The sequence below is a fragment of the Polynucleobacter cosmopolitanus genome (assembly GCF_002224225.1).
In the GTDB taxonomy this organism is placed as follows: domain Bacteria; phylum Pseudomonadota; class Gammaproteobacteria; order Burkholderiales; family Burkholderiaceae; genus Polynucleobacter; species Polynucleobacter cosmopolitanus.
In genome coordinates, this window is sequence record NZ_NJGG01000002.1 from 111,675 (window position 1) to 125,162 (window position 13,488).

A 13,488-nucleotide genomic window follows, 5' to 3' on the forward strand; every position below is an offset into this window, starting at 1 on the left:
CAAGCACTACTTGATGAGCGCCAAACCTTCTTTGAATTGAGGGTGTTCACAAGACTGCAAGAGCTCAAAGACCACCATTTCAGTTGTCACGAGCTCTGCACCATTTGATGCCAAGCGATCAAATGCAGCATCGCGATTAGCTTCTGTGCGGGAGCTGCAAGCATCAGTCACAACCCACACATCAAACTCTTCATCGAGCAAACCTAAAGCAGTTTGCAATAAACACACATGGGTCTCACACCCGGCAATCAAAATGGTGTTTTTTTCGCCTTGATCTTCTTGTTTGCGCTGGATGTGCTTGGGCAGACTTCTGGCATTACCCATGGGCTTTGGTGGCGCTCTTAACTCATCAACCAAACCATCAGCACAGGCACCGAAATACATCTTGGTCAGTGTCTTCTGACAAAAAGCTTTCAACTGAGCATCATTAGGTCCTAATTTTTCTGGGTTTTGCTCAGTACCAATGATGGGCAACTGTAATAACTTTGCAATTTTTGCCAAGCGCACTGCATTGGCCAATACCTGTTCTGCCTGATGAATCACTGGCATCAATTTGCTTTGATAATCAACCAGAACCAATTGAGTTTCTTGTGCGTTTAAAAGTATGGACATAATGAGTAATGATTCTTTAAGATGAATACATGGTATTTTCTTATAAAAAGAGCCCTAGGAGTAATAATTTGTTCGCAGCCTTATTGATCATCATCCCTTTTGTTACTTTTGTTTTTTATATCAGAGCTATCAGCAAAACCATCAAGGCGATTGATCCTGAATACAGGACTCAAGCTCCTGGTATGGCCTGGTTGCTGCTCATTCCCGTTTTCAATGTGATTTGGTTCTTCTTTTTACTCAAAGCGATCAAGACTGGCTTTCTTCGGATGCATGAAAATAAGAGAATCAGTCAGCCCATCGATACTGGTTATACCTATGGCATTGCGATGGGTTGTTGCTGGGCAGCAATCTTTATTCCTAAATTGATTTTTATTGCTTTGATTCCGATGTTTGTATTTTCAATACTTCATTGGACCAAGCTGAATAATGCCAGGAAGCGCTTGAACGACGAGCTCAACCAAAGTTAATTAGGCGGATTTTTTAAGCCGTCTTTGATGGTTTCGTCACTGAGGCTTTTTTAAATGGATTTGCGCAGTCATCTTGCCGGCAAAGATCATGTCTAGCTGCACGCCGTCAATCCCCTGAGCAATCTTGACACCATCTTGTGCCACAGGGAATGTTTTTTCGAGCGTGAGCATATTTTTAGGCCAATCAACCCGCAAGACTGCACTCATCGGCAAATAGCCATCAAAGTAGCGACGCATCAAAGGACCAGCATTCAAGGTATATTGCTCTGAGGATACTTTATCCAAAGCCCTTGATTCCAAGTCAATGCAAATAGAAGCCCCACGCTCAACATCGGTGAGTGTCACACGATTGTCTTTGACTTCAGCCGAGTTCATTTTTTCTAGCGATTTGACTGTGATCTTTTTAATTCTATTCTCATTAAAAACAATCACCACTTTCCTAATGGGATCCAATTGACGATGGCAAGTGGCAATGGTCACCACGCCAGAATCCAAACTTTGCGGGCTGATCATCACCCTTGATTCATAGCTATAAGCACCGGGATCAGGACGGATTTTTAAATACTTGATTTCGCCTTCATTAGCAATATCAGAAAACTCCAAAGCTGCAATCGGATTAATTGCGAGTAAAGTGACTGCGCAAACAATCGACTGCAGCAGTCGCTTCATCATGGATGTTCCTTAGAGAGATATTGCTGAACTTTTTCTAACCAAACCCTCAAAGCATTGGCCAGGTCTTTTTTACTGAAGGAGCAACTTTCTTCAGTAAAAAGCGATGATGACTCTACTCTGGATAAAACATTTTCAAGAGCTGTGCCATATTTATCCGGCAACTCGCTGTCTTTATAAAAGGTTCGAAATGCCTCAATCAAGTCAGCGGAATGACCTGTACCGTCTAACCAAGCCTGCAATAAATGTTGAACATGCTGGGGATTATGAATACTCATGATCACTTCCCCGCCGATTGGTATTCATTTGACAAGGTTGTCATCAAATCTGATACTGACATGGCACGAGCTCTCGCATATTCAGTTCCAGCCCAAAGGTTTTGATAATCCCCCTCATCATGCTTTGCAGCCCATTGCCTCATCGCAGCGGTCATGTTGTTTTGTAAAGGAAATGGTAAATAAGTTTTACCTTCCATCAATGACATGTATTTATTTTTAACACCTTGTGCAGGACGACCTGAGAAAGCCCTGGTAAAAGCGGTACCTAGTTCATGCTTGGTCAATACAAAGCGACGATGAGCAGGACTAGAGCCTGCCTCAGCAGTCACCAAGAATGCTGTGCCCAGCTGAGCAGCAGACGCACCGACCCGAATAATTCCATGAATATCAGCGCCGTTCATGATGCCACCAGCTGCTACGATGGGTATTTGAAGATGCTGAGCCAACTCTTGAACCAAATCTTTTAAGGTCAACTGTTGATCAACACCTTGTGGATCAAAGATGCCACGATGACCGCCGGCTTCAATGCCTTGGGCCACGATGAAATCAACATCCGCCGATTGAATCATCAAGGCTTCTTCTAAAGAAGTGGCTGTGACACCTACACTAATACCTAAGGAATGAGCCTTTTCAATGACCTGCTGTGGCGGCAAACCAAAATGAAAGGTCAGCACTTCTGGTTGATGAACCCAAATCGGTTCAAGCATGCTTTGTAGATCTGGAATATAAGGTGGCTTTGGAATAGCCACTGTCACACCCAATGAATCCAGTACATCTTTTAGATCACTCAATGCTTTCTGCTGTTCTGACACTGCTGGCATGACTGGTTCTTTGAACACAAAAAAATTGGCATTGATTCTGGTGTTCGGTACTTTTTTGATGAGTGCTTTGGTGTCTTTTAAATCAGCATCAATTTTTTCTGGAGTCGAATAGGCAAAACCAAAACTGCCCAAGCCACCTGCATCGGAGACAGCTGATACCAATGCAGGCGTATTAACCCCACCTGCCATCGGCGCCTGTATCACTGGAATTGTTAAGTCAGAAAACTTGAACATGTCATGCATCAATTAGTAAAGTATCACTAGCATACCTCTTCATGATGATTTTTTCAGCCAAGATGAAAAAAGGGGCTTTCCGAAGAAAGCCCCTTTTAATGTTGCTCTTAAGATAAATGTTTAAGCATCGACTGTTTTTGCCACATCACTGAAACCTTTGATTTGATCAAAGTTCATATATTTGTAGATTTCAGCTCCGCTTGCATTGAGAACACCCATGTCAGCCATGTATTCCTCTTTGGTCGGGATGCGACCCAATTTAGAGCAAATAGATGCCAACTCAGCTGAGCCCAAGTAAACAAATGTGTTTTTACCTAAACGGTTCGGGAAGTTACGTGTTGATGTTGACATCACAGTAGCACCTTCACGAACTTGTGCTTGGTTACCCATACACAATGAACAACCGGGCATTTCCATGCGCGCACCGGCACCACCTAAAACACCGTAGTGACCTTCTTCTGTTAATTGCTGTGCATCCATCTTGGTTGGAGGAGCAACCCATAATTTCACAGGAATATCACGCTTGCCTTCAAGCAACTTAGATGCCGCACGGAAGTGACCAATATTGGTCATGCAAGAACCGATGAACACTTCATCAATTTTTGCGCCAGATACTTCAGACAATGTCTTCACATCATCAGGGTCGTTCGGGCAGGCCACGATTGGCTCATGAACATCAGCCAAATCAATTTCAATCACTGCTGCGTATTCAGCATCAGCATCACCTTTGAGTAATTCTGGTTTTGCCAACCATGCTTCCATCGCCTTGATACGACGACCCAATGTGCGTGCATCAGAGTAACCATTCGCAATCATCCACTTCATCAAGGTGATGTTGCTGGTCATGTATTCAATGATCGGGTCTTTGTTCAAATGAACAGTACAACCCGCAGCTGAACGCTCAGCAGATGCGTCTGACAATTCAAATGCTTGCTCAACTTTAAGATCAGGCAAACCTTCGATTTCTAAAATACGGCCAGAGAAAATATTTTTCTTACCCTTCTTCTCAACGGTCAACAAACCTTGCTTGATCGCATACAAAGGAATTGCGTTCACCAAGTCACGCAATGTGACGCCTGGCTGCATCTTGCCTTTGAAGCGAACCAACACAGACTCAGGCATATCCAAAGGCATCACACCAGTGGCTGCAGCAAACGCTACCAAACCTGAACCCGCTGGGAATGAAATACCAATTGGGAAACGAGTGTGAGAGTCACCACCTGTCCCAACTGTGTCAGGCAATAACAAACGGTTTAACCAAGAGTGGATCACACCATCACCTGGACGCAAAGCAACACCACCACGGGTGCTGATGAAGTCAGGCAACTCATGATGCATCTTCACATCCACTGGTTTTGGATAAGCGGCTGTGTGGCAGAAAGATTGCATCACCATGTCTGATGAGAAACCTAAACATGCCAAATCTTTCAATTCGTCACGAGTCATTGGACCTGTGGTGTCTTGCGAACCCACAGTTGTCATCTTAGGCTCACAGTAAGTGCCTGGGCGAACGCCCTTGCCCTCTGGCAAACCGCAAGCGCGACCAACCATCTTCTGTGCCAATGAGAATCCTTTGCCAGAATCAGTTGGATTAGTTGGCAAGCGGAACAATGTTGAAACTGGCAAGCCCAAAGCTTCACGAGCTTTGGTCGTTAAACCACGACCAATGATCAATGGAATACGGCCACCGGCACGCACTTCATCAAATAGAACATCTGACTTGACTTTGAACTCAGCGATTACTTTGCCATCCTTGAGTGCTTTACCTTCATAAGGACGCAACTCAATCACATCGCCCATGTTCATGCTGTTAACGTCTAGCTCAATCGGCAAAGCGCCAGCATCTTCCATGGTGTTGTAGAAAATCGGAGCAATTTTAGTGCCCAAACAAACACCGCCAAAACGCTTGTTAGGCACATAAGGAATGTCTTCACCTGTGAACCACAACACTGAGTTTGTGGCTGACTTACGTGATGAGCCTGTACCAACGACGTCACCAACGTAGGCAACTAAATGACCTTTTGCTTGCAAAGCAGCCAATTGCTTGATTGGACCAATCTTGCCTGACTCTTGAGGCTCAATGCCTTCACGTGGGTTTTTCAACATCGCCAATGCATGCAATGGAATGTCTGGGCGGCTCCAAGCATCTGGTGCTGGAGACAAATCGTCTGTGTTTGTTTCGCCTGTTACTTTGAACACCGTCAAAGTCATGCTTTGTGGAACTTCAGGACGACTTGTGAACCATTCAGCATCTGCCCAGCTTTGTAAAACAGCCTTAGCATTGGCGTTGCCTTTATCAGCCTTTTCTTTGACGTCATGGAATTGATCAAACATCAATAGAGTTTTCTTCAATCCTTCAGCAGCGATGCCACCAACTGTGGCGTCATCCAACAAATCAATCAATGGAGAAATGTTGTAACCACCAAGCATCGTGCCCAACAACTTAGTCGCTGTTTCACGCGTGATCAATGGTGTTTTTTCTTTACCAAAAGCAACCGCCGCCAAGTAAGAGGCCTTGACCTTTGCTGCATCATCTACACCAGCTGGAACGCGGTGAGTGATCAACTCGACCAAAGTTGCATCCTCACCTTTTGGTGGATTCTTGAGCAACTCAATCAACTCGCCAGTCTGCTGAGCTGACAATGGCAATGGTGGAATACCTAGAGCTGCACGCTCGGCAACATGATCACGATAGGCTTTCAACATGGTGTTTCCCTCTCTTTTTAGGCAAATAACAAGCAATCTTTAAGACTTATATCTTATATAAGACTTGGGTTTCTGGCAAGAGATTGCAGTTCATATAATGACAAATTACCTGAAATTGATTGCCATGGGTGGCCTGCCCCGTTTAAAATAAAAATTATATATAAATCAATGATTTAATTAAATACCCCATGAAGAAAACAGACCTTTACAAGAACGCGGGATTGGCCGTGGCCAACCAAATCAAGAATTCAGCCCCCAAGCCCAAAGGTGGGAATAAAAAGAACTCTGAGAAAAAGCTCAACCCTCTTTTGGCCTCTTTGTTGAAAAAGCCAAAGTAAGCAATCTTGGATTGTTGGTTTATTGCTACTTTTTTTGACTTACTGAATTTTTAGTTTTTTTTAGAGGACCAGCTTGGCCTTTATTTGATCTGGCCAAGAAGCCGCTTTTTGGGTCTTAAAGTCCACCCAAACAATCGTTGCCCCAGATGTTGCTCGAACCGTTTCTGGGTCACTCGCCAAAGACATCTCGTTGAAGGTATCCAAACCTACTCGCGTGGGATTAGTGATGTAAGTTTTGATGATGAGATCTGCTGGGTACTCAACCGGTTTCATGAAGTTACAAAAGGCATTCACCACCACAACGCCCTGCTCATCTTGGGCAAAGTTCAACCCTAGACTGTCCAACCAATTGATACGAGCTTGTTCGATATAACGAAAGTACACCGCATTGTTCACATGACCAAAGGCATCCATGTCACCCCAACGAACCGTGATGATGGATTCATGAACAAATGTTTTTTCTTCAGGAATTGGAATGCGCATGTGAATAAGTCTTTAAATCAAAAATGTATTTCAAGCCGTATTTTTATCAATTTTGAACCAAGCAGCATACATTGCTGGCAAGGCTAATAAAGTCAAAGCAGTCGCCACCATCAAGCCACCCATGATCGCAATTGCCATCGGACCCCAGAACACACTGCGCGACAAAGGAATCATCGCCAAGACTGCTGCTGCCGCTGTCAAGATGATTGGTCTGTACCTAGTGACGCAGGCATGAATGATCGCTTCTCTTGCTGGCATGCCCGATGCGCGACCTTGTTCAATTTGATCAATCAAAATCACTGAGTTACGCATGATCATGCCGAGCAAAGCAATGAAACCTAGCAATGCAACGAAGCCAAATGGCTTATTGAACAAAAGCAAGGTCAATGCCACACCAGAGATGCCCAAGGGAGCCGTCAAAATAACCAAGAAGGCTCGAGAGCTGCTGCGCAACTGAATCACCAATAATGTGAAGGTGATGAATAGCATCACTGGTATACCAGCATTGATGGAATCTTGACCGCGGGAACTTTCCTCCACAGAGCCACCGATATCCACCTTGTATCCAGGGGGTAATTTAGCCATCAATGGTTTGAATTCTTTTAACAACTCTGCAGTGGCAGTCGGTCCTTGTACACCTTGAATAACGTCCGCTTGAAGCGTGATGGCGTACTCACGATTCTCACGCCAAATCGTGGCTGGCTCCCAGACCACGATCACGTTTGCAATACGGCCCAAGGGAATTGATTGACCACCGACAGTGGTCAACATGGTTTCATTGAGATCACTGATTTGATTACGCTCAGCGCGAGGTAAGCGTAAAACAATTGGCGCCAACAAATCACCCTCACGATATTGACCAATCGTGACGCCGCCAAAATGACTGGCCAATGTTTGTGCAATCACTTGAGGTGGAACACCTAACTCACGCGCCTTGGCGGCATCCACATCAATTTTGGCCACTGCTTGGTTTTCATTCCAGTTATCTTTAACACCGTAAACAAGTGGTGACTGGCGCATCACATCGATGAAGCTATTAGCCTCTGCCCTGAGCTTGATCGGATCATCACCTGTGACCCTGAATTCAACTGGGTAAGTTACCGGCGGGCCATTGGGTAAAAGTTTGACACGCAGCCTTGCTTCAGGCGCAGCATCCTCTAAGATACGAGGCAAGGCTTTATTCAATCGATCACGATGAGCAAGTTCAGCAACGATGACTGCTTGAGCCGCATTCGATCTTGGAAAAATAATATCTAAAGGTAAAAAGAAACGAGGTGCTCCATTGCCCACCCATATCGTGACAGATTGCACTCCTTGCTGCTCCAAAATTTTTGCTTCAATTTTTTTCGCAGCAGCTTCAGTGGCTTCAAAACTAGAGCCTTCTGCTAGAAATATATCGACCAATATTTCAGGTCGAGATGAATCTGGGAAAAATTGTTGCTGCACTTGACTCATACCAACAATACCGAGCACAAAGGTTGCAATCGTTGCCATGATGGCTTTTTTACGATGATCAATGCACCATGCAACGACCACTCTGAAACGTTCATAGAACGGTGTATCAAAATGCTCATGCTGCGCCCCCTCAGGGGTGGCATGAGCAGGTTTCTTTAGTAGCAAGAAGCCCAAATACGGTACAAATAAAACTGATACAAACCAAGAAATGATCAGGGCGGCTGCAGTAACCGCAAAAATGGCAAAGGTGTATTCACCCACGGCCGACTTAGCAATACCAATCGGTAAAAAACCAACCGCTGTGATCAAGGTGCCGGTCAACATCGGCATGGCAGTCAGCTCATAGGCTGCAGTCACAGCCTTCATCCGATCGTAGCCCTCTTCCATCTTACGCACCATCATTTCTACAACGATGATGGCATCATCAACTAAAAGGCCCAAAGCAATGATCAATGAGCCCAAAGAAATCTTGTGCAAACCCACACCAGCCAAATGCATCACCAAAAAGGTCACAGCCATCACCAAAGGAATACTGATTGCCACCACCAAACCAGGTCTTGGATCAATTCTCCAAGGATGTCGATGCAAACCAAGGGCCAACAAACTCACAGCCAACACAATGATCAATGCCTCAAACAAAGTCACCAAAAATTCTTTGACTGAGCCAGCCACCACATTTGGCTGATCCTGAATCAAAGACAAAGTCACACCCGCTGGCAAGTCTTTTTCAATTAGCTTGCTGGCTTTGGTCAAAGTTTTGCCTAGCTCAACAATGTCTCCGCCTTTGGCCATTGATATACCCAAAGCCACCAGCTCTTCACCCTGGAAGCGAACCTTGCTTTGAGATGGATTGATCACATCACGACGAACCTCGGCAATGTCCCCCAAACGAATCGATGCACCAGATGGAGCGCGCAAGGGCATCGCCTTGATATCTGCAACGTTCTCAAAGGGTCCACCCACACGAATCGGCATTGAAAAAGAATTAGATTCAATATTTCCACCACTTTCAATGGTGTTCTGTTGATTCAATTGCTGCGCCACCACTGCTGGTGATAATCCATACTGAGCCATCTTTTTACGAGATAACTCAACGTATACCATTTCGTCTTGCAAGCCATAGACGTTCACCTTGCCAACGTCTTTAACCTGCAATAAACGTTGTCTGATTTGAGTTGTAAAGTCTCTCACTTCACGGGTGGTGTAGCCCTTCGCAGACATGGCGTAGATAACACCGTAAGTGTCGCCAAAATCATCATCAAAATATGGGCCTTGTACGCCCATTGGCAAATATGATTTTGAATCATTCACCTTTTTACGGACGGTGTAAAAAAGATTCGGGATCTCTTTAGCCGGCGTACTGTCTTTGGCAAAAAAGATGACCATTGATTCGCCAGGATGAGAAAAACTGCGAATCTTGTCGATACTTGGCACTTCTTGCAAAGTTCGTTCAATCTTATTAGTGACTTGATCAGAGACTTGGATCGCTGTTGCACCAGGCCAAAAGGTACGGATCACCATAGCCCTGAAAGCAAACGGCGGGTCCTCATCTTGGCCTAACTGGAAATAAGCGCTAATGCCCAGCAAAACCAAGGCAATCATCAAGTAACGCGTTAGCGCACTATTCTGAATCGCCCAGCGCGATAAATTGAAACGATCAGGACTCATCACTGAGCCTTTTCAGCGATGGCGATTCTGACTTGTTGGCCTTCACTCAAGGCATGCCACCCGGTAGCAATCACAATATCACCAGCCACCAAGCCACTCACCAACTCAGCAGATTGATCATCAATCTTACCCAATACAAGTTTTACAGCGCTGATCTTGCCAGTTGATTGAGATCCTTGATCAAGCGTTAGCTTGAAGACACTCACACCATCACTGTGAATGGCGGTTGTTGGAATCTTGAGTGAAGACTTGGAAGAAGTCTTGCCACTGCTATTGTTATCATTTTTTTCAATCTTCTTACTGGCTTTATCTGCGCTGATTTTTCCGATCACATCTTGATTGCTGACCACTTGTCCAACAGTGATGTTCATCTGAGAAACTTTACCAACTTCTAAGGCTCTTAAAGTAACAAAGCCGATATTCTCAATAGATTGTTCATATTTGGCACGGGCTGATTCAATGGTTGCAACACGACGATCAAATTCAGAGGCTGAGATGAAGTTTTTGTTTTTTAAATCGGTATATCTTTTAAAGTCAGCTTCCGCTGATTGCAACTCTGCTTTTGCGGCGCGATAGCTGATCATCACGGAGGATTCAGAGGAGACACTGTTAGGGATGATGCGAGCCAATGATTGGCCTGGTAAAACTGAGTCACCTGATTTGGCAAGAACTTCCATCACTTTGCCACTGGCATCAAAGCGCAAAACACCAGGATCTTTGATGACCCCCATTTCAGTCACTGCCTCACTCGCCTGACCTAAGACCACCACCTTCACCAACCGCGGCAGAGGTTCCTGATCAGGACCTTTACCACAAGCTGAAAAAATGACAATTGATGTGATCAGAGCAAGTAATTTAAATGACTGTTGGTTCATCTTGCCATTTTAATGCAAGCACAGCCTCAGTGCCTGCCTAATTTCTTTGGCTAAATCATGTCTTTTTTCAGCCAAAATGAATTGACCAATTGATATCGTTTGAGTCCCACTCTCCAAAATCACCAAATCTTTTTTTCGGTCATACAAAGACTCAGGATCTTTGACTCTGACCCATGAGGCATTCCATTGCGTCAGGGATTTCTTGTACCCCAAATTCAACTCAATGATTAATTCAGAGTCTTGCAATGTGATTTTTTCGTAATCCCTGGCATGCCTGGCATAAATCAGCAATGCAATGCCTAAGACCGATAACTCAATCAGAGTGAAAGGCACTACCATCCATGCACCAATCCACCAAAAATAAGTGGTGATCAGGCCTGAAAAACACACCATGGATAAATAAAATATACCCACTTGCTTGGGTGTAAAAGAACAGTTACGCCTCATCAACCAAACGGTTTGAGCTTGAGGAAGTTCAGTGTTCATTTAGAGGCTTAATTTGATCAGCATCGTCATAGCAATCAAGATAGCAAAGATTGCAAAAGCTTGCTGAACCCTAGGCCCAGAGATACTCTTGACCAGCTGTCGACCAATCAGTAGTCCCAATATGGATCCCACAGAAAATGGCCAAGCCAAAGACCAGTTCATTGCACCATAAAAATTAGAAAACAGCACGCCACCCGTTGAGATGATTGTGAGAACACCTAAAGAAGTGGCCACGATTGATTTAATAGGCAGATCCGTGAATTTCCTCAAGGCAGGAACAATGATGAAACCCCCGCCCACCCCTAGCAAACCAGAGAAAAAGCCAGCAAGAGCTCCAGAGCCAAAGAGTGCTCTGGCACAAGGCAATGTCCAAGTGAGCTTCCCGATGGTTTGATCAAGTTGGCATGGTGGACCAAGCGCCTCCTCTATACCAGCCAATTCTCTTTTAGCCTGAGTCCACATATTCTTAGCGACTAACAGCAGAATCATGGCAAAAATCAAAACCAAGGGCCAGTTAGGTAATTGGTGTGCCAACCAAATTCCAATGGGTGACAAAATCAAGCCCGCACAAGCAATTAAAAGCGCGGCTTTGTACCTGAGTATTTTTGCGGAAAATCCCAGGTAAGCACCCAAGCCTGAAGACAAGGCCACCGCCATTAATCCGATGGGGGCAGCCTGAGCAACCTCTAAATGCAGGAAGAATCCTAAGAGGGGTACAGACAAAATAGCACCGCCCGCACCCGTCAAACCTAAGACCACTCCTACAAAAATGCCAAGAGCAATCCCGATGAGAGTTAACTCCAACTAATCAACCGACCTGCTGAGCCAACATGTACAAATTAGTTGATCTGGCACCTGAGCGACAAAATGCCAAAACAGGGCCAGGCATTGTCTCAAGCAAGCGAGACATTTCTTGCGCTTGCTCTAGAGTGATTTGACCACTGACCACTGGTAAGTATGCGTAATTGAGGCCAAGAGCTTTTGCAGCCATTTCAATTTCTGCATTCAAGGGTTGCTGTGGGCCAGCCTCGCCATCAGGGCGATTGTTGATGATAGATTTGTAACCTTGGCGAGCAATTTCAGAAACATCATGTGCAGTGATTTGCCCCAAAGTACCAAATTGATCCGTATGACAAGCGATTTGTAGTGGCATGCCACATCCTCCAGTGTTTGAATGTTGATTTGTGTGATTACTTCCTAAAACTGGTTCGCAAGGTGGTGGCAGCATTCTCCATTGCAAATATCTCATGGCTAAAAGAGCGCCAACAATGAAGCCTGCTAAAGCTATGAATGAACTGATGGCCAAAGTTGAAATACCGGTCAAGCCCTGACCGATTGTGCAACCAAAAGCAGTCACACCACCCACGCCCATCAAAATGCCGCCAAGCAAATGATTGCCAGTATCTTCAGCATCTCTAAAAGTTTCCCAATGGAATGTCTTGGTCACGATTGAGTAGATGAATGAGCCAACAACCAAACCAAAGACTGAAGTAATACCTAAAGTTATTTTTCTGCTTGCATCGCTGAAGAATGTCAGCCACTCAATCACGTAGGCGTAAGGCGCTACATACGTCAAGCTTTCCATGCGACCACTGTTGGTTGCCACAAAAACTTCCTCTAGGGTATTTGGATCTTCAGCCACATAACCCAAGACCCCTGAAATCCACCAAACCAACAGGACGGCAGCTCCAACGCCAAAGCCAGCCAAGAGATTATTGAAGCTCCAGAATTCTTTTTTGATCAGTGCAAACACAATCAAGGCCCCACCAATGATGAGCGCCAAACTGATCTGCAAAGTATCTTTGGCTATGCCCATCGAAGCAGCAAGCACACTTGGCAAATCCTGTTGTGTTGATAAGGTGATAAACACAGTATCAGTGGTATTGACCCTGAAAACGCCAAACACGCCTCTTAAAGTCATATAAGACGATAGTGCCAAAGTTAAAAAGACCACCAAAGACTTTAGATTGCCTGAACCAATGCGCAACAACGTTTTGCTTCCGCAGCCTGAAGCTAGGACCATGCCAAAGCCAAACATCAAAGAACCCACGATGGTGGATAACCAGGTCAAGCGTGAACCGGTATAGATCGATTTACTGGTGTCAATCATGCCCACTGCAGTCATAACACCCACACCAATGATGGCCACACCAATGGCTAAAAGCCATTGACGCATGCGAGTCCACTCACCCATGATCGCAATATCAGTGATGGCACCCATGGTGCAAAACCGTGTTTTCTGTAAAACGATGCCCAAAAGGACAGTCACCACAAACGTGGCCCAAAGAACGGTGCTAGCAATGGAATTTAAGTTAATTTCAGGCATAAATAGAGGTTTTACCTTTTAGCCTGACATTTTATGGCATTTTTGGCGATTAGCCCTTGGCTTGATCTTT

At 45.0% G+C, this 13,488-nt stretch carries 13 protein-coding genes and 1 pseudogene; 2 read left to right on the forward strand and 12 right to left on the reverse strand.

Going from position 1 to position 13,488, the window contains the following annotated elements:
• Positions 1-6 precede the first annotated feature (6 nt).
• Entirely contained in the window at positions 7-606 is a 600-nt protein-coding gene (locus AOC33_RS06015) for an isochorismatase family protein (protein WP_089516438.1), read from the reverse strand.
• 74 nt (positions 607-680) lie between these two features.
• Between AOC33_RS06015 and AOC33_RS06020 the strand changes: the two genes are divergently transcribed.
• Complete coding sequence (locus tag AOC33_RS06020) at positions 681-1,079, forward strand: hypothetical protein (RefSeq protein ID WP_089515801.1); 399 nt, start codon at positions 681-683, stop codon at positions 1,077-1,079.
• 36 nt (positions 1,080-1,115) lie between these two features.
• On the opposite strand, the gene AOC33_RS06025 is transcribed toward AOC33_RS06020, so the two are convergent.
• The 4 genes from AOC33_RS06025 to acnB all read right to left on the reverse strand — a co-directional run bounded on the left by AOC33_RS06025 (position 1,116) and on the right by acnB (position 5,787).
• Entirely contained in the window at positions 1,116-1,751 is a 636-nt protein-coding gene (locus AOC33_RS06025) for a hypothetical protein (RefSeq protein ID WP_143744023.1), read from the reverse strand.
• Complete coding sequence (locus tag AOC33_RS06030; RefSeq protein WP_089515805.1) at positions 1,748-2,026, reverse strand: hypothetical protein; 279 nt, start codon at positions 2,024-2,026, stop codon at positions 1,748-1,750. Before AOC33_RS06030 ends, AOC33_RS06025 begins: the two co-directional genes overlap by 4 nt.
• A gap of 2 nt (positions 2,027-2,028) precedes the next feature.
• A complete protein-coding gene (locus tag AOC33_RS06035; RefSeq protein WP_180738111.1) occupies positions 2,029-3,081 on the reverse strand; it encodes an NAD(P)H-dependent flavin oxidoreductase in 1,053 nt (350 codons plus the stop codon).
• A 120-nt stretch (positions 3,082-3,201) separates the two neighbouring features.
• Positions 3,202-5,787 carry a bifunctional aconitate hydratase 2/2-methylisocitrate dehydratase gene (gene acnB / locus AOC33_RS06040; RefSeq protein WP_089515808.1) on the reverse strand — a complete coding sequence of 862 codons (2,586 nt, stop codon included), beginning with the start codon at positions 5,785-5,787 and terminating at the stop codon, positions 3,202-3,204.
• Positions 5,788-5,975: 188 nt separating this feature from the next.
• Between acnB and AOC33_RS09120 the strand changes: the two genes are divergently transcribed.
• Positions 5,976-6,125 carry a hypothetical protein gene (locus AOC33_RS09120; protein WP_180738112.1) on the forward strand — a complete coding sequence of 50 codons (150 nt, stop codon included), beginning with the start codon at positions 5,976-5,978 and terminating at the stop codon, positions 6,123-6,125.
• 60 nt (positions 6,126-6,185) lie between these two features.
• On the opposite strand, the gene AOC33_RS06045 is transcribed toward AOC33_RS09120, so the two are convergent.
• From AOC33_RS06045 to AOC33_RS06070, 7 genes and pseudogenes are all read right to left on the reverse strand, one after another.
• Positions 6,186-6,608 (reverse strand): acyl-CoA thioesterase, encoded by a 423-nt coding sequence (locus tag AOC33_RS06045; RefSeq protein ID WP_089515810.1) that lies wholly within the window; start codon positions 6,606-6,608, stop codon positions 6,186-6,188.
• 30 nt (positions 6,609-6,638) lie between these two features.
• Positions 6,639-9,731, reverse strand: coding sequence for an efflux RND transporter permease subunit (locus AOC33_RS06050; protein WP_089515812.1), 3,093 nt, complete (start codon positions 9,729-9,731; stop codon positions 6,639-6,641).
• Positions 9,731-10,606, reverse strand: coding sequence for an efflux RND transporter periplasmic adaptor subunit (locus tag AOC33_RS06055; RefSeq protein WP_089515813.1), 876 nt, complete (start codon positions 10,604-10,606; stop codon positions 9,731-9,733). Before AOC33_RS06055 ends, AOC33_RS06050 begins: the two co-directional genes overlap by 1 nt.
• A 9-nt stretch (positions 10,607-10,615) precedes the next feature.
• Entirely contained in the window at positions 10,616-11,092 is a 477-nt protein-coding gene (locus AOC33_RS06060; protein WP_089515815.1) for a DUF2244 domain-containing protein, read from the reverse strand.
• The gene (locus AOC33_RS06065) at positions 11,093-11,896 is read right to left on the reverse strand and encodes a sulfite exporter TauE/SafE family protein (protein ID WP_089515816.1); all 804 of its coding nucleotides are present in this window, start codon (positions 11,894-11,896) and stop codon (positions 11,093-11,095) included. It lies immediately after the preceding gene.
• Positions 11,897-11,900: 4 nt separating this feature from the next.
• Complete coding sequence (locus AOC33_RS09155; protein ID WP_342744463.1) at positions 11,901-12,341, reverse strand: protein tyrosine phosphatase family protein; 441 nt, start codon at positions 12,339-12,341, stop codon at positions 11,901-11,903.
• Positions 12,318-13,418, reverse strand: a pseudogene (locus AOC33_RS06070) (YeeE/YedE family protein); the annotation flags it as partial. The pseudogene AOC33_RS06070 and the gene AOC33_RS09155, both read right to left, overlap by 24 nt.
• Positions 13,419-13,488: the final 70 nt, after the last annotated feature.